General features: G+C 70.6%; 24 protein-coding genes and 6 pseudogenes. 15 read left to right on the top strand and 15 right to left on the bottom strand.

Translation table 11 applies throughout. From position 1 onward, the window contains the following. The first annotated feature begins 138 nt into the window (after positions 1–138). Both ACZ5C2_RS34090 and ACZ5C2_RS34085 read left to right on the top strand, forming a co-directional pair. On the top strand, positions 139–543 hold the full coding sequence (locus ACZ5C2_RS34090; protein ID WP_468799967.1) for a MerR family transcriptional regulator: 405 nt from the start codon (positions 139–141) through the stop codon (positions 541–543). A gap of 108 nt (positions 544–651) precedes the next feature. Continuing rightward, a pseudogene (locus ACZ5C2_RS34085) lies at positions 652–771 on the top strand (sigma factor-like helix-turn-helix DNA-binding protein); the annotation flags it as partial. Between the two features lie 39 nt (positions 772–810). Here the strand turns inward: ACZ5C2_RS34085 and ACZ5C2_RS34080 are convergent. Continuing rightward, positions 811–1,071 (bottom strand): annotated as a pseudogene (locus ACZ5C2_RS34080) (imine reductase family protein); the annotation flags it as partial. Here ACZ5C2_RS34080 and ACZ5C2_RS34075 point away from each other — a divergent pair. Continuing rightward, positions 1,024–1,179: pseudogene (locus ACZ5C2_RS34075) on the top strand (winged helix-turn-helix transcriptional regulator); the annotation flags it as partial. The pseudogenes ACZ5C2_RS34080 and ACZ5C2_RS34075 overlap by 48 nt on opposite strands. Before the next feature lie 341 nt (positions 1,180–1,520). Here the strand turns inward: ACZ5C2_RS34075 and ACZ5C2_RS34070 are convergent. The 6 genes and pseudogenes from ACZ5C2_RS34070 to ACZ5C2_RS34045 all read right to left on the bottom strand — a co-directional run. Further along, a complete protein-coding gene (locus ACZ5C2_RS34070; protein WP_468799965.1) occupies positions 1,521–2,039 on the bottom strand; it encodes a DUF4396 domain-containing protein in 519 nt (172 codons plus the stop codon). 127 nt (positions 2,040–2,166) lie between these two features. Beyond that, the gene (locus ACZ5C2_RS34065; protein WP_468799963.1) at positions 2,167–2,805 is read right to left on the bottom strand and encodes a DUF305 domain-containing protein; all 639 of its coding nucleotides are present in this window, start codon (positions 2,803–2,805) and stop codon (positions 2,167–2,169) included. Positions 2,806–2,927: 122 nt separating this feature from the next. Continuing rightward, a complete protein-coding gene (locus ACZ5C2_RS34060) occupies positions 2,928–3,269 on the bottom strand; it encodes a DUF6153 family protein (RefSeq protein ID WP_468800075.1) in 342 nt (113 codons plus the stop codon). Positions 3,270–3,437: 168 nt separating this feature from the next. Continuing rightward, positions 3,438–3,845 carry an arsenate reductase ArsC gene (locus tag ACZ5C2_RS34055; protein WP_468799961.1) on the bottom strand — a complete coding sequence of 136 codons (408 nt, stop codon included), beginning with the start codon at positions 3,843–3,845 and terminating at the stop codon, positions 3,438–3,440. A gap of 40 nt (positions 3,846–3,885) precedes the next feature. Further along, positions 3,886–4,218, bottom strand: coding sequence for an arsenate-mycothiol transferase ArsC (locus ACZ5C2_RS34050; protein ID WP_468800073.1), 333 nt, complete (start codon positions 4,216–4,218; stop codon positions 3,886–3,888). A gap of 145 nt (positions 4,219–4,363) precedes the next feature. Next, a pseudogene (locus ACZ5C2_RS34045) lies at positions 4,364–4,516 on the bottom strand (arsenate reductase ArsC); the annotation flags it as partial. A gap of 74 nt (positions 4,517–4,590) precedes the next feature. On the opposite strand from ACZ5C2_RS34045, the gene ACZ5C2_RS34040 reads away from it, so the two are divergent. The 4 genes and pseudogenes from ACZ5C2_RS34040 to ACZ5C2_RS34025 all read left to right on the top strand — a co-directional run. Next, positions 4,591–4,899 (top strand): ArsR/SmtB family transcription factor, encoded by a 309-nt coding sequence (locus tag ACZ5C2_RS34040; protein WP_468799959.1) that lies wholly within the window; start codon positions 4,591–4,593, stop codon positions 4,897–4,899. Next, positions 4,896–5,993: an ACR3 family arsenite efflux transporter gene (gene arsB / locus ACZ5C2_RS34035; protein WP_468799957.1), complete on the top strand. Its 1,098-nt coding sequence runs from the start codon at positions 4,896–4,898 to the stop codon at positions 5,991–5,993. Before ACZ5C2_RS34040 ends, arsB begins: the two co-directional genes overlap by 4 nt. Beyond that, a complete protein-coding gene (locus tag ACZ5C2_RS34030; RefSeq protein WP_468799955.1) occupies positions 5,990–7,075 on the top strand; it encodes an ArsO family NAD(P)H-dependent flavin-containing monooxygenase in 1,086 nt (361 codons plus the stop codon). The genes arsB and ACZ5C2_RS34030 overlap by 4 nt, the downstream gene beginning before the upstream one ends. A gap of 13 nt (positions 7,076–7,088) precedes the next feature. Then, positions 7,089–7,358, top strand: a pseudogene (locus ACZ5C2_RS34025) (hypothetical protein); the annotation flags it as partial. Positions 7,359–7,574: 216 nt separating this feature from the next. Here the strand turns inward: ACZ5C2_RS34025 and ACZ5C2_RS34020 are convergent. Beyond that, positions 7,575–7,940, bottom strand: a complete 366-nt coding sequence (locus ACZ5C2_RS34020; RefSeq protein ID WP_468799953.1) for an ArsR/SmtB family transcription factor — start codon at positions 7,938–7,940, stop codon at positions 7,575–7,577. A gap of 84 nt (positions 7,941–8,024) precedes the next feature. Here ACZ5C2_RS34020 and ACZ5C2_RS34015 point away from each other — a divergent pair, with 84 nt between their 5' ends. From ACZ5C2_RS34015 to ACZ5C2_RS34000, 4 genes are all read left to right on the top strand, one after another. Then, positions 8,025–8,195 carry a hypothetical protein gene (locus ACZ5C2_RS34015; protein WP_468799951.1) on the top strand — a complete coding sequence of 57 codons (171 nt, stop codon included), beginning with the start codon at positions 8,025–8,027 and terminating at the stop codon, positions 8,193–8,195. A gap of 30 nt (positions 8,196–8,225) precedes the next feature. Further along, positions 8,226–9,617 carry an NAD(P)-binding domain-containing protein gene (locus ACZ5C2_RS34010; protein WP_468799949.1) on the top strand — a complete coding sequence of 464 codons (1,392 nt, stop codon included), beginning with the start codon at positions 8,226–8,228 and terminating at the stop codon, positions 9,615–9,617. Next, positions 9,614–10,924, top strand: coding sequence for an MFS transporter (locus ACZ5C2_RS34005; protein ID WP_468799947.1), 1,311 nt, complete (start codon positions 9,614–9,616; stop codon positions 10,922–10,924). Before ACZ5C2_RS34010 ends, ACZ5C2_RS34005 begins: the two co-directional genes overlap by 4 nt. 324 nt (positions 10,925–11,248) lie before the next feature. Then, on the top strand, positions 11,249–12,055 hold the full coding sequence (locus ACZ5C2_RS34000; protein WP_468799945.1) for a nuclease-related domain-containing protein: 807 nt from the start codon (positions 11,249–11,251) through the stop codon (positions 12,053–12,055). Here ACZ5C2_RS34000 and ACZ5C2_RS33995 read toward each other — a convergent pair. The 7 genes and pseudogenes from ACZ5C2_RS33995 to ACZ5C2_RS33965 form a co-directional block, all read right to left on the bottom strand. After that, on the bottom strand, positions 12,026–12,835 hold the full coding sequence (locus ACZ5C2_RS33995) for a phosphotransferase family protein (RefSeq protein ID WP_468800071.1): 810 nt from the start codon (positions 12,833–12,835) through the stop codon (positions 12,026–12,028). The two genes, ACZ5C2_RS34000 and ACZ5C2_RS33995, sit on opposite strands and share 30 nt — an antisense overlap. A gap of 121 nt (positions 12,836–12,956) precedes the next feature. After that, entirely contained in the window at positions 12,957–13,169 is a 213-nt protein-coding gene (locus ACZ5C2_RS33990; RefSeq protein ID WP_468799943.1) for a hypothetical protein, read from the bottom strand. Continuing rightward, entirely contained in the window at positions 13,166–14,326 is a 1,161-nt protein-coding gene (locus tag ACZ5C2_RS33985) for a radical SAM protein (RefSeq protein WP_468799941.1), read from the bottom strand. The genes ACZ5C2_RS33990 and ACZ5C2_RS33985 overlap by 4 nt, the downstream gene beginning before the upstream one ends. A 103-nt stretch (positions 14,327–14,429) precedes the next feature. Continuing rightward, on the bottom strand, positions 14,430–14,570 hold the full coding sequence (locus ACZ5C2_RS33980; protein WP_468799939.1) for a hypothetical protein: 141 nt from the start codon (positions 14,568–14,570) through the stop codon (positions 14,430–14,432). Continuing rightward, positions 14,558–14,775 (bottom strand): annotated as a pseudogene (locus tag ACZ5C2_RS33975) (DUF7848 domain-containing protein). The gene ACZ5C2_RS33980 and the pseudogene ACZ5C2_RS33975 overlap by 13 nt, the downstream one beginning before the upstream one ends. A 14-nt stretch (positions 14,776–14,789) precedes the next feature. Then, positions 14,790–15,203, bottom strand: coding sequence for a hypothetical protein (locus ACZ5C2_RS33970; protein ID WP_468799937.1), 414 nt, complete (start codon positions 15,201–15,203; stop codon positions 14,790–14,792). Continuing rightward, the gene (locus tag ACZ5C2_RS33965) at positions 15,203–15,619 is read right to left on the bottom strand and encodes a hypothetical protein (RefSeq protein ID WP_468799936.1); all 417 of its coding nucleotides are present in this window, start codon (positions 15,617–15,619) and stop codon (positions 15,203–15,205) included. The genes ACZ5C2_RS33970 and ACZ5C2_RS33965 overlap by 1 nt, the downstream gene beginning before the upstream one ends. Positions 15,620–15,738: 119 nt before the next feature. Between ACZ5C2_RS33965 and ACZ5C2_RS33960 the strand changes: the two genes are divergently transcribed. The 4 genes from ACZ5C2_RS33960 to ACZ5C2_RS33945 all read left to right on the top strand — a co-directional run bounded on the left by ACZ5C2_RS33960 (position 15,739) and on the right by ACZ5C2_RS33945 (position 18,661). Beyond that, positions 15,739–16,782, top strand: a complete 1,044-nt coding sequence (locus tag ACZ5C2_RS33960) for a helix-turn-helix domain-containing protein (protein WP_468799935.1) — start codon at positions 15,739–15,741, stop codon at positions 16,780–16,782. Continuing rightward, a complete protein-coding gene (locus tag ACZ5C2_RS33955) occupies positions 16,779–17,468 on the top strand; it encodes a YdcF family protein (protein WP_468799933.1) in 690 nt (229 codons plus the stop codon). Before ACZ5C2_RS33960 ends, ACZ5C2_RS33955 begins: the two co-directional genes overlap by 4 nt. After that, positions 17,410–18,114: a WbqC family protein gene (locus ACZ5C2_RS33950; protein WP_468799931.1), complete on the top strand. Its 705-nt coding sequence runs from the start codon at positions 17,410–17,412 to the stop codon at positions 18,112–18,114. The genes ACZ5C2_RS33955 and ACZ5C2_RS33950 overlap by 59 nt, the downstream gene beginning before the upstream one ends. Positions 18,115–18,316: 202 nt before the next feature. After that, positions 18,317–18,661 (top strand): hypothetical protein, encoded by a 345-nt coding sequence (locus ACZ5C2_RS33945; RefSeq protein ID WP_468799929.1) that lies wholly within the window; start codon positions 18,317–18,319, stop codon positions 18,659–18,661. Positions 18,662–19,038: the final 377 nt, after the last annotated feature.

Raw genomic sequence — 19,038 nt, 5'->3', positions numbered from 1 at the left:
TGGACCATGGTCTTCGCCGGGGGCATCGTCGGCCCCGACACGGCTGACCCGGGTAACTCTACCCTGACGTTAGGGTAGAGATCGGTGTCTCCCGCCCGCAGCCCGGCGAGAGACCTCAGGACAGGGGACGGAACCGGCGTGAGCAGCGCACACATGCAGATCGGCGAGGTCGCCGCGCGGACCGAGCTGTCGCTGCGTACCATCCGGCACTACGAGGAGACCGGCCTCGTCATCCCCTCCGCCCGTTCCCAGGGCGGCTTCCGCCTCTACACCGAGGCCGACGTCGCCCGTCTGATGGTCATCCGCCGGATGAAGCCACTCGGCTTCTCCCTCGACGAGATGCGTTCCCTGCTCGAAGCCACCGACCGGCTCGACTCGGGCGGCGAACTCTCCCCCGAGCTGCGGGAAACGCTGCTGGAACGCATCCGTGACTTCGAACGGGCGGCTCGGCAGAGGGTCGGGGCCCTGCGCACCCAGCTCGCCCGCGCCGAGGAGTTCGCCACCGACCTGGCCCACCGCCTCGCGTCCGCGCCGCTGCCCTGAGCAGCGAGGAGTGCATGGGGCACTCCACGACCGGCGGCGACGCGTCGTCGCTCGGGATGCTCGCCGCCCACCTGCTCGCCGCCCACCTGCTCGCCGCGCTCCTGACCGCTCACCCAGCTGGTCGGCCTCCCCTATGCGGAAGCGGCCGGGCTCGGCGACTGCCCGGTCGGGACGGTCCGCTCCCGCGCGGCCCGCGCCAGGGCGGCCCTGACACAGCTGCTGGACGAGCGGAACGCCTGCCTCCCGTACTCGCCCCGGCTCCGCCGGTCAGCGCATGAGCAGGTCGATCACGCCCGTCAGGTCCTCCGCGCCGCCGCCCTCGGCCAGGCGGCGGCGCATCAACGCGAAGTAGGGAGTCAGCAGTTCCGGGCTGACGCCCTGCTGTTCGGCGGTGCTCAGGAAGGTCGGCGTGCCGGCCACCTGCATGGCGAGGCCGGAGACGACCCCACGTGGTGTAGTCGCCGCTGCGTAGTTGGTCGGCGGTCGATGGAGGCGGACGGCGTCGTGCGCCGTGTCTCCTACGACGAGGTGCCGCCCCGCGTCGAGTACTCGCTCACCGAGGACGGCAAGCGCCTCAACGACGCACTCGAGCCACTGGCCGCCTGGGGGAGCGAGCGGTCGACCGGCTTGACGTAGGGACCCGCGGGGTTGCCGACGGGGGGAAGGGGGCCGGCCGCCGCGTGCGGTGCGGCCCGTTCAGCCGGGGCTCGGCGGGCGGCAGCCGTTTGCGGTGCGTGAGGTGGTGACCCGCGGCAGGCCGGAGGAACCGGTCGCCGTTCGGTGCCCCGCCGAGCCCTGCCCGCGCAGGCGTGTCACCGCGGGCGTGGACGCCTGCCTTCCCGTGGACGCCTGCCTTCCCGCGGACGCCTGCCGGCAGGCCCGCAACGGACCGCTCGCCGGCCTGGGCCGGGGCGGCGTCGGCACGACGGGGGCGGCTCCCGGGGAGTCCGGGGCCGCCCGGCGTCGTGCGGACACGGTCAGTGGTAGGCGTGGACGACGGCGTGGCCCCTGCCCCGGCCGATCATCCACTTGTTGACCGGCGTAGTGATCACGAACGCCACGGCGAAGCCGCCGAGCAGCGCGTACCAGAACAGTCCGTCGGCCAGGTGCGCGTCCAGCGCTCCCGGCGTCAGCGCGATGATCGTGTTGTCGACGAGCTCCATCACCGCGATGGAGACGGTGTCGGCGGCCAGCGCGACCTTGACCGCGGCCTTCAGGGACACCCCGGCGCGCACCACCGCGAAGAGGGTGAAGGAGTAGCCGAAGATGAAGGCCAGGGTGATGGCCAGGACCATCGTCGGCACGTTGCCCCACATCAGGGCGGTGCCGATGACCATGCCGAGGATCTCGCCGATGGCGCACCCGGTCAGGCAGTGCAGCGTCGCCTTCATCGCCGTCGCCCAGGTCGCGCCGGGCGCGTGACCGCCGTGGTCGGGGCCGCCCCGGTGGGCGGTGTGGTCGTGCGCGGTACCGGAGTGGTGCGTGCTGTGATCCATGACCCTCATCCCCATTCGATGTGCCGCACGTACCGCCAACAGTATACCCCTGGGGGGTATTCCGGAATGCCGCGGACAGTCACGGGGCGGGCCTTGGTGCTGCCCGCCCCGTGCTGATGTGGTGTGGTCAGTCCTTGCCGAGCAGCCTGTTCATCTGCTCGATCTCCGCGTTCTGGGAGGCGATGATGTCTCCGGCCATCTTCTTGGCCGGTCCGTACGCGCCGTCGGCCTGCTCGGTCTTCGCCATGTCGACCGCGCCTTCGTGATGCCTGATCATCATCTCCATGAAGGCGGTGTCGAACGCCTTGCCCGAGGCGTTCCCGAGCTGGGTCATCTCCTCGCCCGTCATCATGCCGTCCATGCCGTCCATGCCGTCCATGCCGTGGTCCGAGTGGTCCATGGCGCCCTCGGCGGGCACCGCCTCGCCCCACGACGTGAGCCAGCCGGAGAGCGTCTCGATCTCCGGGCCCTGAGCCTTCTTGATGTCCGCGGCGAGAGCCTTCACCTCGGCCGACTGCGCCCGCTCGGGTGCGAGGCCGGCCATCTCGACGGCCTGACGGTGGTGGGGGATCATGCTCCTCGCGAAGGCCGCGTCGGCGGCGTTGTGCTGCCCCTGTGACGCCGGAGCGGGCGCGGAGGGGGACGCGGTGGCGCCGTGTCCGGCCGAACTGCCGCTGTCCCCGCCGCAGGCGGCCAGGACGAGCGCTGCCGCACCTGCGGCCACGACGGCGGCACTGCGGCGGACGAGTGAATGCTTGCAGATCATGGTGGTGCAACTCCTCGACGCGCGCCGTTCGTGACGCGCGGTGGGAACGGATGTCGGAGCACGCGGAAGCACGGCACCCGTCACCGGAGAACACCGGGCTCCGGGATGCCGGGCGGGCTGCTCTATATCCGCAGGAGCTGCAGTTCGGAGAGGTCGGGCGGCGCCCGGCCCTCGTGAGGCGACCCCGAGGACGCCGCAGGGGGCGACAGGGCCGGGGGAGCGTCCAGCGGGGCGTCGGTCAGCGCGGGCGGCGTGTACGCCGAACCGGTTCCGGCAGCCGCGCACGTCCCGTCGGCGTGGGCGAGATGACGCGGTCCACCGTCGTCGTGCGCGCAGTCCCCGCCCCCGTGCGCCACGCCGTCCGCCGCGCCCATCACCATGGTGCCGTGGCCGGCATCCGTGGCCACCGGGACCGCTCCGGGGGTGATGCCGTGCATGCCCAGCACGCCGGTCAGCACCGCCATGACCAGCAGCACGAGCAGCCGCCCGGCCGGGCGGCTGCTTGATCGGGTGCTCCTGGTCGTCACGCGCCCATCGTACGGACCGCTTGCGGGAGCGGCAGGTGCGACGGTCCGATCGGGGGCCCCGAACGGAGTGTCGCAGGGAGCACGTCAACGAGGCCGCGCTTCCTGCTACGCGTCGATCTCGGCGATGAGGGCCTCGACGCGGGTCCTGATCTCGTCCCGGATGGGCCGGACGGCGTCGACGCCCTTGCCGGCCGGGTCCTCCAGGGCCCAGTCGAGGTACTTCTTGCCGGGGAAGACTGGGCAGGCGTCGCCGCAGCCCATGGTGATGACGTAGTCGGACGCCTGGACGGCCTCGGTCGTGAGGATCTTCGGCTTGGCGCCGGTGATGTCGACACCGACTTCCTTCATCGCCTCCACGGCGGCCGGGTTGACCCGGTCGCCGGGGACGGAACCCGCGGAGCGGACCTCGACGCGGTCGCCCGCGAGGTGCTGGAGGAACCCGGCGGCCATCTGGGAGCGGCCGGCGTTGTGGACGCAGACGAACAGCACGGAGGCGAGCGGAGCGGAGGACATGCGTTCTTCCTTCACGAAGTGGTGGCGGGTGGCGCGGGGTTCAGGTGCCCGGCAGGCCGGCGAGCAGGTCGGTGATGCGGAGGTCGAGGTCGTCGCGGATCCGGCGGACGGCTCCGAGGGGAGCACCGTCGGGGTCGGCCACCGGCCAGTCCAGGTAACGGCGGCCGGGCACGATCGGGCAGGCGTCGCCGCAGCCCATGGTGATGACGATGTCGGCGGCCCGTACGACCTCGTCGGTCAGCGGCTTGGGGAACGTCCCCGCCGGATCGGCGCCTGCCTCGGTGAGGACCTGAGCGATGTACGGCCTGATCCCGGGCCCGGGGTGGGTGCCCGCCGAGGAGACGGTGACCCGGCCGCCCGCGCGCTGCCGCAGGAGCGCGGCGGCGAGCTGGGAGCGCCCTGTGGCTGCACACGAACAGCACCCGCGGCAGCCCGGCTCCCGGCGCGCCCTGGGCGTGCGCGAGGGCGTCGAGGCGCTCGGCGGTGAAACGCTCGGCCAGCACCACCAGGTGCGTGGTGACCCGCGCGGTGGCGGCCAGGCGCTGGTAGGAGTCCCCGAGCAGTCGCTGCACGGTCTCCACGGCGAAGCGGCCGGCGTGCCGAGTGGCGAGGCGGGCCGCACCGGCGGCAAGGCGCTCGTCGGGCAGGGCGGGAGAGGGAGCGGTGGACATGGAAGACCCTTTCGACGGGCCTGGAGGCCGGCTCCGGCTGGTATCAGCGCCGGGTGATGTGACAGTATCAGTCCATGATGACGTCAGTCGACACTGATCTGATCCGGGTGCTGGCCGACCCGCTCAGGCTCCGGATCGTGACCCTGCTCGCCCGCGAGACGCTGTGCACCACCCACCTCGTCGAGGAGACCGGTGCCCGGCAGACCAATCTCTCCAACCACCTGAGAGTCCTGCGCGAGGCCGGGGTCGTCGAGACCGAGCCGTGCGGCCGGTACACGTACTACAAGCTGCGCCCCGACGTCATCGCCTCGCTCGCCGGGCAGTTCGCCGACCTGGCCGAATCCGCCCGTAACGCCGCCGACAACAAGAGGGCCTGCCCGTGACCCGCACCGAAGCACCCGCGACCGGCCTCGGCGAGGATTCCTCCGTCGTCGCGAAGCTGTCGACGCTCGACCGCTTCCTCGCCGTATGGATCCTGATCGCCATGGCCGTCGGCCTCGCCCTCGGGCGGGTGATCCCCGGCCTGAACGACGCCCTGGCGAAGGTGGAGATCGGCGGCATCTCCCTGCCCATCGCGCTCGGCCTGCTGGTCATGATGTACCCGGTCCTGGCGAAGGTCCGCTACGACAGGCTGGATGCCGTCACCGGCGACCGGAAGCTGATGATCTCGTCCCTGGTCATCAACTGGATCCTCGGACCCGCGGTGATGTTCGCCCTGGCGTGGATCTTCCTGCCGGACCTGCCCGAGTACCGCACCGGCCTGATCATCGTCGGCCTGGCCCGCTGCATCGCGATGGTCATCATCTGGAACGACCTCGCCTGCGGCGACCGCGAGGCCGCGGCCGTGCTCGTCGCGCTGAACTCGGTGTTCCAGGTCCTGGCGTTCGGTCTGCTGGGCTGGTTCTACCTCGACCTGCTGCCCGGCTGGCTGGGCCTGGGCGACGGTGAGCACCTGGACATCTCGATGTGGAAGATCGCCCTGAACGTCGTCATCTTCCTCGGCGTCCCGCTGCTCGCGGGCTTCCTCACCCGCCGCACGGGCGAGAAGAGGATGGGCCGCGAGAGCTACGAGCAGAAGTTCCTGCCGAGGATCGGCCCCTGGGCGCTGTACGGCCTGCTCTTCACGATCGTCGTCCTCTTCGCCCTCCAGGGGAAGACGATCACCTCGCAGCCGCTCGACGTGGTGCGCATCGCACTGCCGCTGCTGGTGTACTTCGCGGTGATGTGGTTCGGCACCTTCGCCCTCGGCAAGGCGATCGGCCTGGCGTACGACCGCACCGCCACGCTCGCCTTCACCGCGGCCGGCAACAACTTCGAGCTGGCCATCGCGGTCGCCATCGCCACCTTCGGCGTCACCTCCGGCCAGGCCCTCTCCGGCGTGGTCGGCCCGCTCATCGAGGTCCCCGTGCTCGTCGCGCTGGTCTACGTCTCCCTGGCCTGGCGCCGCAGGTTCGCGGCCGCCCAGCCCGATTCATGACGCGGCACACGGACGTGCTGGTGGTCGGCGGCGGCCAGGCAGGGCTCGCCGCCGGCTACCACCTGCGTCGCCAGGGCACCGACTTCACCGTTCTCGACGCCGACCCGGCACCGGGCGGGGCCTGGCAGCACATGTGGGACTCGCTGCACCTGTTCTCCCCGGCCGACCACTCCTCCCTGCCCGGCCGGCTCATGCCCGCCCAGCCCGGCGAGACCTACCCCGACGCCGGGCATGTGGTGGACTACCTCACCGACTACGAGAAGCGCTACGACCTGCCCGTCCAGCACAGCAGCCGGGTCGGGGCCGTGCACCGCGACGGCGACCGGCTCCTGGTGGAGGCCGACTCCGGCACCTGGCGGGCCCGGGCGGTCATCAGTGCCACCGGCACGTGGTCGCGGCCCCTCGTCCCCACCGTCGCCGGCAGCGAGGACTTCACGGGCCGGCAACTGCACACGGTGAACTACCGCCGCCCGGGCGACTTCGCCGGTCAGCACGTCCTTGTGGTCGGCGGAGGGAACTCCGGCGCCCAGATCGCAGCCGACCTCGCCCTGGACGGTCGCGTCGGGGCGACGTGGGTGACCCGGCGTCCGCCCCGCTTCCTCCCCGACGACGTCGACGGCCGTGCCCTGTTCGACGTCGCCACCGCCCGCCGCCGCGCCCTCGACGAAGGCCGCCGCGACACGGGCGGGGTCGCCTCACTCGGAGACGTCGTCGCCGTCCCGCCCGTCCGTGCCGCCCGTGACGCCGGACTCCTGCGAGCCCGCCCGATGTTCCGCCGGCTCACCGCCACCGGCGTCGAGTGGGACGACGGGAGCCGTTCGGACGCGGACGCGGTCATCTGGTGCACCGGCTTCCGGCCCGCCCTGGCCCACCTCGCCCCGCTCGGGCTGCGCGGCCCGCGCGGCCACGTCGCGACCGCCGGGACCCAGGCGGTCGGTGAACCCCGGCTGCACCTGCTCGGCTACGGCGACTGGACCGGACCCGCCTCCGCCACCCTCATCGGCGTGGGCCGCACCGCGCGCGACGCCGTCCACCGGATCGCACGTCAGCCGGACATCCCACGAGTCGGCGGGAGCGACTGAGCCGGGACAGCACGTGCGCGGCGTCGCGTCCCACGCCGCGCAGGGTGTTGGAGGAGAAGCTGCGCTGGATTTCGATGCCGACGAACCCGAGCCCGGGAACCGTGGCGATGCCGCCCTGGTGTCGCGGCCGGCCGTCGGAGGCCAGGACGCCGCTTCCGCTCAGGTAGGGATAGGTGAAGCGGTATCCGGTGGCCCAGATGATCGCCTCGACCGGTTCCCCGGTGCCGGCGGGCGCGAGCTGACCGTCGGGGAGATCGCCGAGCGGTGCGGCCTCAAGCCGTCGAGGGCGTCCGAGCATCTGAGTCTGCTGCGCCGCGGCGGCCTGGTCGTGTCCCGCAAGGAGGGCAAGCAGGTCTTCTACCGCGCCGACGGCGCCACCATGGCGCCCACCGCGTGGAAGCGCTCAAGGAGTACCTGGTGCGCTGCTGCCCGCCCGACTGCGGCGGCTGACCGCCGCCCCGACCCGGGTGGGGGTCAGCCGCCCCGGCCCGGGTGGGGGTCAGCCGCGCAGGTCGAGCATGGCGGACATGGCCGCCACCACCGACGGGGCGACCTGGTAGTAGACCCAGGTGCCGCGCCGCTCGGAGGTCAGCAGACCGGCCTCGCGCAGCTTCTTGAGGTGGTGGGAGACGGTCGGCTGGGAAACGCCGACATCGGCGACGTCGCACACGCACGCCTCCCCGCCCGGGTGGGAAGCGATCTTCGAGAACAGTCGCAGACGCACCGGGTCCGACAGCGCCTTGAACATGAGGGCCATCTTCTCCGCGTCCGCCCGGGACAGTTCCCCGGCCGTGATCGGCGGGCAGCACGGCACCGCACTGGCCTCCCGCAGGACGGGCAGTTCCACGACCTCTGATTTCGACATGCGTCTATGTTGACACTCGTCGATACGGGTGGCAAGCTCCGGCGTATCGAAAGATATCGACAGATATCGAAGCAGGGAGCCGTTGTGACCACCACCCTCCGCACCGCGCTCACCGCGGCCCGGGCCCGCCGCGCCGCCCGCCACCTGGCCGGCGTCAGCTTCTGCGACAGTTGCGCCCAGGTCAGCGACGGCGCCACCCGAGCGGCCGCACGTCGGCAGCACACCCGGCTGACCGCCCTCACCTACGCGCGCTGACCCCTTCGCCCCTCAAGGAGACCGAGCACCATGAGCACCCAGCAGCTGCCCGTCGTCGTCATCGGGGCCGGCCCCGCCGGACTCGCCGCCGCCGCCCACCTGGTCGAGCGCGGTATCGAGCCCCTCGTCCTGGAAGCCGGTGACCGTGCCGGTGCGGCCGTCCGCGAGTGGAGCCACGTACGCCTGTTCTCGACCTGGGCCGAAGTCGTCGACCCGGCCGCCGAGAAGCTCCTCGCCCCCACCGGCTGGACGAGGCCCGACCCGGCGGCGTACCCGTCCGGCGGTGACTGGGCCGAGCAGTACCTCCAGCCGCTCGCCGACGCCCTCGGCGACAAGGTCCGCACCGGCGCCACGGTCACCGGCGTCTCCCGGGCCGGCCGCGACCGGATCGTCGACGCCGACCGCGAGACCCAGCCCTTCGTCGTCCACGTCGCCCACGCCGACGGCGGCGAGGAGCGGATCCGCGCGCGCGCCGTGATCGACGCGTCCGGCACCTGGACCGCTCCGTCCCCGGCCGGCGGCGACGGCCTGCCCGCCCTCGGCGAGAAGGCCGCCGCCGACCGGATCACCTACCGCGTGCCGGATCTGAAGAACCCGACCGTCCGTGCCCGTTACGCGGGCAGGCGGACCGCGGTCATCGGCTCCGGCGCCTCCGCCTTCACCGCGCTCGCCTACCTCGCCGACCTGGCCGAGTCCGAGGACGGCACGGGGACGCACGCGGTGTGGATCCTGCGGCGGGGCATCTCCGGTTCGACCTTCGGCGGCGGCGAAGCCGACCAGCTTCCCGCCCGCGGCGCGCTCGGCCTCGCGGCGAAGGCCGCCGTCGACGACGGCCACGCCGACGCGGTCACCGGCTTCCGTACCGAGAAGCTCGAACGCGACGGCGACGGACGCCTGGTCCTGGTGGGCGAGGACGGCCGCCGCCTCGACCCGGTGGACGAGGTCATCGTGCTGACCGGCTTCCGTCCCGACCTCTCCTTCCTCTCCGAGGTCCGCCTCCGTCTCGACGACCGCCTCCAGGCCCCGGTGGAACTCGCCCCGCTCATCGACCCCAACCAGCACTCCTGCGGCACCGTTTACCCGCACGGCCACCGCGAGCTCTCCCACCCCGATCAGGGCATCTACCTGGTCGGCATGAAGTCCTACGGCCGCGCACCGACCTTCCTCGCGATGACCGGGTACGAGCAGGTCCGCTCCGTCGTCGCCGCGATCGCCGGCGACTTCGACGCCGCCGACCGCGTCGAACTCACCCTCCCCGAGAGCGGAGTCTGCGGCGGCGCGGGACTGTTCGACACCCCCGACACCCAGCAGGCCGGCGGCTGCTGTGCCGCGCCCGAACCGCAGTTCGTCCCGCTCGCCGTGCCCACGGCGGTCGGTGCGGCGGCAGAGGAGTCTCCGGCGGGTGGCTGCTGCGGCTCGTGACCGGCATCGACCCCCGCGACGGCGGGGCCGCGACCGGAACGGCGGACCGGTCGCGGCCCCGCGCCGCCCTGCCCGCCCTCTGCCTGACGCAGATCGTGAGCTGGGGCATCGTCTACTACGCCTTTCCCGTCCTCAACCCGCGGATCACGCAGACGACGGGCTGGCCGGCCGGAGCGACCACGGCGGCGTTCTCGCTCGGTCTCCTCGTCTCCGCGCTCGCCGGAATCCGCGTCGGGCGCGTCCTCGACCGGCGTGGCCCGCGCGCCGTCATGACGACCGGCTCGGCGCTCGGCGCCGTCAGCCTCCTGGTGGTCGCGGCGGCCCCCAACCTGCCCGTCTTCTTCGCCGGCTGGGCGTGCGCCGGACTCGCGATGGCGGCGACCTTCTACCAGCCGGCCTTCGCCGCCCTCACCCGCTGGTGGGCCCCCGACCACATCCGGGCCCTGACCGTCGTCACCCTCGCCGGCGGTCTGGCCTCCACCGTCTTCGCGCCGCTGACCGCCCTGCTCGCCGACCACCTCTCCTGGCGCCACACCTACCTGGTGCTCGCCGCCGTGCTCGCCCTCGTCACCGTCCCCGCCCACGCACTGGCGCTGCGCGCGCCCTGGCCCGAAGCCCCAGCCGGTCCCCCGCATACGACCGCAGGCGCCGCCGATGTCGGACGCAGCAGGCCGTTTCTCCTGCTCGCCGCCGCCTTCACGCTGTCGGCCTTCGCGATGTACGCCGTTGTCGTCGCCCTCGTCCCGCTCCTCCTGGAGCGGGGGTACACCGCTCATCAGGCCGCCTGGGCCCTCGGACTCGGCGGCGCCGGTCAGACCCTCGGCCGCACTCTGTACGCTTCCCTGGCCCGTCGCACCGCCGTGACCGCCCGCACGGCGATTCTGATCGTTCTCGGCGGCCTCACCACCGCGGCCTTCGCCGTCGTACCCGGCCCGTACGCCCTGCTGGTCACCGTGTCGATCGTGGCCGGGACGGTCCGGGGCAATCTCACCCTGCTCCAGGCCACCGCCGTCACCGACCGCTGGGGCGCCACCCACTACGGCAGGCTTTCCGGACTGCTCGCGGCCCCCGCGACCACCGCCGCCGCCCTCGCACCGTTCGCCGGAGCCGCACTCGCGGGCCAACTCGGCGGTTACGGCCACCTCTTCGCAGTCCTGGCCGCCGTCTCCGTGGCTGGCGCGTTCACCACACCGTGGACCGCTGTCCGCGTCGGCCATCGCTCAGGAGGGCGGCTCCGGGACGCGGTCGAGCCCGCGGGCAGCTCCCACCCCGGGAAGCACCCGGCTCAGGGCCACACCAGGCAGTAGGGCTGATGCCCCGCCTCATGCAGCCGGTGTGAGAAGTCCTGCCACTCGTGCAGCGATTGGGGGGCGGGAGGGCGCTGACCTGGGGTTTCGCAGGGGAATGTGCGTTGACCTGGGAAAACTCCTCTCGGTAGTTCTCGCGGGTCAACGCCGTTTCCCAGGCTCATGTGCCCTGGATGTGCCCTCGCCCTGTCTGCAGAACCAGCTGGGAAGCGCCCGATCTCGACCACCAGCCTGCTCGGCGCAGACATGAGGCTGTCTTGCTCGCTGTTTGTGATCCTGGTCACATGGTCATTGGCCTTTGACGGGATGTGAAACGGGGGGCGCGTGAGCGGCTTACAGGTCTCCGCATGGAAGCGTCACGGACATGACCGTCTCTACGTGAATCAGTCGGACGGCAAGAAGGTCGCATGGTTCGACCGCCGCACGGGGTATCTGGAGCTCCTTGTTGAGGAACAGCGGGACGCGGTACTTGATGTCCTTGCGCCCTATCTCACTGCTTCATCTTCGCCCGTAGCGCACAAGGCACTGCATTCTGAGGACGATCTTGCCGGGAACCGTCCGGGAGACGCGCTGCAGATGAAGGTGGACGAGCTGACGCCCGGCTTCTGGCAGTGGGCGTTGGCCAGGCTGTCCGGTCGGCGTCTGGAGGCGGACAGTTGGCGCGCAGGACTGGCCGGCGAGCGCCGGGTGGGAGCGGAGCTGGAGAGGCTGGCGCGGCGAGGCTGGCGAGTTCTGCACTCCATACCCCTGTCCGGGGAAGTTGACATCGACCACGTCCTGATCGGTCCGGGCGGCGCCTTCTGCTTCAACACGAAGCGCCACCGCGGAGCGCGCGTTTGGGTGGGTGATGACTCTGTTCGCATAGGCGGCCAGTCGTACCCCTACGTGCGAAAGAGCCGAGCAGAGGCGCGGCGGGCCTCAGCTGCGCTGACGAGTGCATGCGGCTTTCCCGTCGAGGTTCAGCCGGTGCTTGCCTTCGTTGCGGTGGCAGAGCTGCAGGTCGTGCCGTCACTCCGGGACGTGCGAGTCCTCCTGATGCCGCGTGCGCGATACCCGCGTCGTAGCTTGGCGCGTTCGCCTGAACCGCCCTGTTACCAGCACCTAGCGTCTACAGCTTCCTGCACCGGATGACGCGAGCGTCGCCGCCTGCTCCGCCATCCCCAACTTCCAGGGCGCCGAGTCTACTTCAGCGATCTCCCGCCACAGTGCCGCCGTGGCCGAGCTGAACGCCGCGAGTGCCTCGGCCGTTGCGTCCCGCCAGGACGGGAACCGACTTGCGAAGGCGAGGGCCTCCTCCACGGAATGCCCGGCGTCCATGAGCTGGAGGATAAGTGCGCCGGGGTCGATCCAGGCCGCCCCTCGCGTTGGCCAGGCCCAGTCGATGAGTCGTGCGCCGGCACCGGTGATTAGGATGTTGTCCGGGGCGAAGTCGGTGTGCAGGAGAGTGTTGCCCTCGAAGTAGTGCAGCGTACCTGGCGGTGCGTAGTCCGCCCACCGGTCGACGGCGTCCTTGATCCCAATGCCGGCGGGTGCTGTAACGCCCTGCAGTTCGACAAGCGCGGTTTCCACGAGCGGCAGGTCGGGCGATCCTGGCGTGTAGTCGGCGTGGCGGCCGTCGATTACCTCGTAGCCGAGCAAGCTCCAACCACCGAACTCCAGGTGCCAGTACAAGCGGGGACAGGATGCCGGCAGGTATGGCGCGACGGCCGCCTCGCGGCGCTGGGCAGCGACCTGGGGATGGTCGGCCGGGATGCCCTTCACGAAGACCCGGCCGCCGTTCGTCTCCAGGACAGAGGCGATGCCGGAGTTCATGCCGCCTTGCACGGTCACCGCCTGGTGAACGGCGCCGCTCTTGTCGGCGACGGCTCGGCGGACGTCGGCGGGAAGCTGCTCGAACGGGATGCGAGACATGGACACGCGCGGTTCCTCAAGGGTGCTCGGGTACGGGGAATGCCGCCCTGGCCAGGGTACGGCCGGGGCGGCACTGAGGGGGTGGAACGAGCGGGCGGCACGGGTGCCACCCGTGGTGGATCTAGTACGGCTGGTCGTCCCCAGCCGAGCAGCTGCACTCGGCGCCCTCGGCAGCCTCGTCCAGGTCGGCGATGATCTGGAACTCGTCGTCCTTGATCGACGCGGCGGTCAGCGGCACCGGCAGGGCGCTGGGCGGGTTGTCCGCCGGGCGTCGGCCGATCGTGAGCATGACCGGTTCGCGAGGCGGGGTCAGGAGTGCGGTGGGCGGAGTCATGATCCGTAACCTCCATGTTGGCAGTAGAGCTCTCGTCGGTCCCCCGCCTCCTGGTAGAGCCTGGCCAGCGGCCGGCACGTGCGGCACGTGCCGACCTTCGTGCAGCCGGAGCATCCACCGGTGCGGAGCTGTAGGGACTCGGCGACCGCGCCGAGTCGGGGGAGGGCTTCGACGCCCTCGGTGATGAGGTTCACGCTCGGGTCACGGCCGACCTTGCAGATCGACGCGATGCCGTGCGGGTTGACGTGGAAGAACGTGTGGCCGGCGTTGCAGCCGGTGAAGATGCTGCGGGCCTTGAGATGGCCCAGTGCCTGCGTCGCCAGGGGGTTCGCCTCGCCGTCGATCGTGGGCGACATGTTCGTGAAGACCTGGTGAGGGAAGCCGTACGACTTCGAGAGGCGCACCATCGCGTCTGTCTCGTGCGCGTTGCCGTCCGACACGATCACGTTCAGGCGGACCGGCAGCTTGTCCTCGCGGGCGGCATCCAGGCCCTTCAGAAACCGGCCGAACGCCCCGCGATTCCGCGTCACCTTGTCGTACGTTTCGGCGGTGGCTCCGTAGACGCTCAGAGTCAGTCGGTACGGCCGGTGGCGGGCGAACAGGTCCCGGATCGGCTGCTTCCGCAGCGAGGAGCCGTTCGATGAGACCTGGACCATCATCCCGAGCTGGTGGGCGTACTCGTACGCCGCGCCGAACTCGCGGTCGATCAGCGCCTCACCGCCTGTGATCTGCAACCACAGGACACCGGCGTCCCTCAGTGTCTGGAGCAGCGTCTGCTTACCGGCCCAGTCCAGGCCCTCGAACCGCTTCTCCCCGAGGTAGCAGAACTCGCAGTCGTAGTCGCAGCCGAGGTTGATCTCCCACGACGCCTTGCCGTACCCGTACAGCGACCGCTCGCGGACGAGGACGATGTCGCCGACCGGCGACGAGGACAGCTCGGTCCCCCACGCTTCCCTCGCCGCGTCGGCCAGCCAGTCCGGGACGGATCGGCCTTCAGCGCCCGCGGCCCGCAGCTCCTCGTAGCGGACCTCCGGGATGCGCACGCCGGCCGTCAGGCCGGGCTGGACAAGAAGGTACTGGGCGAGAAACGGGCTGGCCACGAGCCGCGGAGCTGATTTGGGCCGCAGCCTCTTGCCGTTGGTCTTCGTCTCGATCATTGGACCTCCACGAGGTGGGTGCGAGGGGTTGGTCGGGCCTGATGGTGGGCGGCGATCAGGTTGGCCGCCCGCTCGGCCGGTGGGTCCCTTCACCAAGCGCGGGTCAGGGCGTGAGCCGTGCGGTCGAGGCGGCCACGCCGATCACGAAGCCGCACGAGGCGGACACGAGCACGATCAGCAGTGGTCCGGCGTAGCGGGCGGCTCTGGATACCTGGGCGGCGACACGGCGGTTCACGGCTTCCACCAGGCCCTCCACGGGCGGGTGATGATCTCCCGGTACGTATGGTGTGAGGGGTTGCGGCCACCATGCGTGAACACCCGCTCTGCGGTTCGGTGAAGTCGGTGCCGGACAGTGAGGTTTCGCCACAGACCGCGCACTGCATCGCGTACGTGGTGGGCTCGGCGTCGGGTTCCCGGTCGGGCTGGAGGGTCCACCGCTTGCGGCACATGATCGCGCGGCTGGTCATCGAACCGACTCCAGAGTTGTGGCGACGTAAGGGTGCTGGAGAGCAGCGCGGAGGGCATGCGTGTCGGTGAGGGTGTCGTCGTCGGGTAGCTCGCACCATCCGCCGAACCAGCCGTCGAGCAGTTCCAGGCCGGGGGCGAAGAGCCAGGAGTCGGTGGAGAGGTGCCGTACCGGCAGATCGTCCCAGCTGGCTTCGGAGCCTGTCGGGACGGCGTAGTAGAGACGCCCGTTGGGCCTGTCGTAGAGCACGGGGCCGACGGAGGCACCGGTGCCGCGCAGGTAGGCCAGAGCCAAGAGGCCGATCTCGGCCGAGGTGCGCACGACGTCCCAGCCGTCGCCGACCTTCAGTAGCCGCAGTCCCGGCACGTCGTTCACCATGGGCGCACTTCGCAACGCGTCACGCACGGACATCACACACCTCCCTGCGGCCGAAGACTTTGGCTTGCGCTGAGCGAAGAGGCGGATCGCGTGGTCGGCGTGAGAGGGCGGACCACAATCAGACGAGCGCCTGTTGCTGTTATCTGCCGCTCGCGCTCGGTGCCGAGGCCCTTCGGGCCGAGGTGGCTGAGAGCTGGAACTACGGCCCCGTAGGCATCGGGGAGTTCGAGCGCGTCGAGCAGACCGACGAAGGCGGGGGAGCGGATGATCACTGTGGCGTCGCGGTCGGTGAAGACGCCGCACAAGGCTAGTTCGTGCCGGTCGCAGTACTCGGTGAGGCAGTCGACGAGCGCCGCGTGGCGGGACAGCCCGCCGATGACGTGGCGTAGGTAGCCGAAGACCTGGGGGAAGGCGACGCGGCGGCGTTCGGTGATGAGGTCGTCGTCCATGCCCACAGCGTCGGCCGTCGTGAACGGCCTCGAAATGACCTGCTGTTGTACTTCCGTTGCACTTCCCGCCCCACGTCGTCACTGACAGTGCTTCCATACGTGACGTAGGGAGGTCATCCGTGGTCAGCGTGCAGCAGTGGACAGGTCGGGAGGCGAGCGCCCTGCGCGCCGCGTTGCGTATGAGCATGCGCGCTTTCGCCGAGCACCTCGGTGTCGCGCTGCGCACGGTTGCGAAGTGGGAGAGCCTCGGCGCGGAGACGCAGCCACGCCCGGACACCCAGGCCATCCTCGACACTGCGCTCGCACGGGCGGATTCCGCCTCCCAATCCCGGTTCGAGACAGTGCTGTTCCCTGAACGGCAGAGCGCGCGGCCGACGGACTACGAGACCTGGACCGAGGACAACGAGCGCGCTGTTGTCTGCATCAGCCGCCAGGACTTCCCTTTCGCCTCAACCCTGTTGAACCGCTGGCTGGGCAGCCGTGCACCCCACCAACTGGACGACAAGGGCCTCTATTTGTACGGCCGTTCCCTCGTGCTCCTTGGCGACCTCCAGCGCGATCAGGGCGCGATCCTCGGCCCACTCTCAGCCCGGCACTCCTACCTGACCGCTCGCGGCATGTTCACCGAGCTCGACATCCCGCGCCGGGTGGCCCAGATCGAGCTGTCCCTCGCTGTCGTCCAGGAGATGTCGGGCCAGCTGGAATCCTCCGCCCGCCACTACGAACTGCTCGCCGGGGACGAGCGCTTGAGCCCGCGCGACCGCGCCAGGGCCCGGCTCTGGGTGGGTACGGCGCTGAGCAAGGAGGGCGACAACGAGTACGCCACCGGCGTCATGGTCGAGGCCACCCGCTCCTTCGAGGATCTGGGCGAACCGGAGGACTGGTCGGTCGCGCACCAGAAGCTGGCCCTGGCCCACCGCGGTGCCGGCGACCTGAAGCAGGCCCTGCACTACATCGGCATCGCGCGCACGACCGGCACGGTCGACTCCCCGATGCAGCGGGTGCGGTTGGACACCGCGTACGGGCACATCCTTCTGTCGGATGCGGCGACCCGGAATGATGGGCTGTCCGTCCTCGATCAGGCGGCACACGTGGCCCGGCAGTACGGGCTGAGCCACCAGCTGCGCAGCATCGAGGGCATCCGCAAGGACCAGCAGGGATGAGCCAGGGAGTGCCAGTGCCGGAGCACGAGCAGCGCCAGATCACCGACGAGCAGTTCCACGACGCGACGCTGATCTGGAACTACCACCAGATGGGCCACGAGCAGCGGCCCTGCTCGGCGGCGATCGGCCTGGGTAGCCACGACCTCGGGGTGGCCACCGCAGCCGCCGATCTGTACCGCGCCGGTCTCTTCCCAGTCGTGGTGTTCAGCGGCGGCAACAGCCCCACCACCCGGGCCCGTTTCCCGCGCGGCGAGGCGGTGCACTACCGCGAGCATGCGCTGAGCCTGGGTGTACCGGACGAAGCGATCCTGGTCGAGCCGAAGGCAGCCAACACTGGTCAGAACATCACGTTCTCCCGCGAGCTGCTGGCCGAGGCCGGCATCGCGGTGGAGTCGCTGCTGCTGATCTCCAAGCCGTACATGGAGCGCCGCTCGTACGCGACGTGCCGCAAGCTGTGGCCCGAGGCGGAGGTTGTCTGCGCCTCCGAGCCACTGGAGTTGGACGACTACATCAAGTCCATCGGCGACGAGAAGCTCGTCGTCGACATGCTCGTCGGCGACCTGCAACGGGTGATCGAGTACCCGAAGCTCGGCTTCGCCGTCGAGCAGGACGTACCGGGGGATGTGTATGACGCTTACGAGCGCCTCCTGGGCGCCGGCTTCGACAGCCGCCTCATCAGCACCTGAGCCGCCCAGCGCCGATGCGTCGGACGGGCTGTGCGCGATCCACCAACCGAACCTGTTCCCGCGACTTTCCACGCTGGCCAAGCTGTACGCCGCCGACCGGTGGATCGTCCTCGACGACGTCCAGTTCGCCCGGCGCGACTACCAGCACCGGGCTCGTCTGGCGGCCCTGGACGAGCCCGCTCGGCAGCAGTGGCTCACGCTCCCGACCCGCCTTCCTCACGGGCGCCCGACATCGATCGACCAGGCACGGCTCGCCGAACCCGGCCGATCCCGTCGCACCGTCAGCCTGTTGACACGCCAGTACTACGGCTGCAGCCGCTACTGGCCCGCGGTGCGCGACGTCCTGGACGCGGTTCTCGATCAGTTCGAGGACACCGACCGTGTATCCGACGTTGCCAAGGCGTCGACGGTCGCCCTGCTCACCGCGTTGGGCTGGAGCGGCGAGGTACTGCGCAGCAGCGCGATTCCGACCCGGGTGAGCCGGTCAGAGAGACTCGCCGACCTCGCCGCGGCCACCGGCAGCACCCACTACCTCTGCGGCACGGGCGGCTGGCGCTACCTCGACACTCAGGCGTTCGATGGCCACGGCATCCAGGTGCTGTCCTTCCACACCCCTGTGGACACGGGCGACCCACTCTGGCGGTGAACCCGCCACATCAGCAGCCTCTGGGCGCTGAGCCGGATCGGGCCGGAAGCCCTGGCTGCCGTGCTGGCGGCCCAACGAGACCATCGGCTTATGGAGGGCTTCACGTGACCGAGCCGCAGGTGCCGGGTAAGAAGCCGTTTCCTTATCTCGGTAGCATCCCGCCATGCCCCGCCCTCAGCTCGCCCACCGATAGGCTCGCGGCGTGACACACGACACTGCCCGCAATGCTGGAGAGCCCAGGTCGGACTCCTGGATGCGCGAGCCAGACATCATCGGCGCCCTCACCGACGCGAACAAGAAACTGGACGCTGCGGCAAGTTGGTTGACGGTCGGCGGCAACCCCGTCCAGCACGACGAGCTGGCCGCAGGGCTGCACGCTCTGAGCAGCACGTTCGAGCTCGCACTGTTCGCCGTGCATCCCTGGCCCTGGGCGTACGGGGACCTTGAGATCGAGGGAAAGACGAAGCGCGCAGCTGCGCTCGCCCGTGAGCTGGAGCAGGTCCTCGGCGAGTTGGTCGAGAGGCCGACCCGCGGCCCGGCCGACTGACCCGTCTTGTTGGAGAACCCGCACGGGGAGTCCTCGCGCAGTTCCCGGCGGACGTCCTCCTCCATTCCCCGGTAGCCGCTGCGAGCGGACACCAGGCCCGCAGCGATGCCCTGCTCGTGCTCCTGCACGACTGACGAAGTGGTCACAGGCTCAGCTCCTGCACCAAGTGCGACTGCTCCAAATTCGTCAAGCAGGACAAGGGAAGGTCGGTCTCCGCTACCCCAGGACCTCTGTGCTAAGCGACCAAGATCAAGCCCTTAGCGCTAACAGCTGCTCCGTTGTTCCTACCGACGCCAATTGCATCGGATGCGAATACGCGGCACCTGGCCTGGAGGCGGGCCCGGGACCGCGCGGAAACGACCCCATCAGGGACGTTG

Source organism: Streptomyces sp. NPDC031365, assembly GCF_055569765.1.
This window is presented reverse-complemented; position numbering and strand designations above follow the sequence as displayed.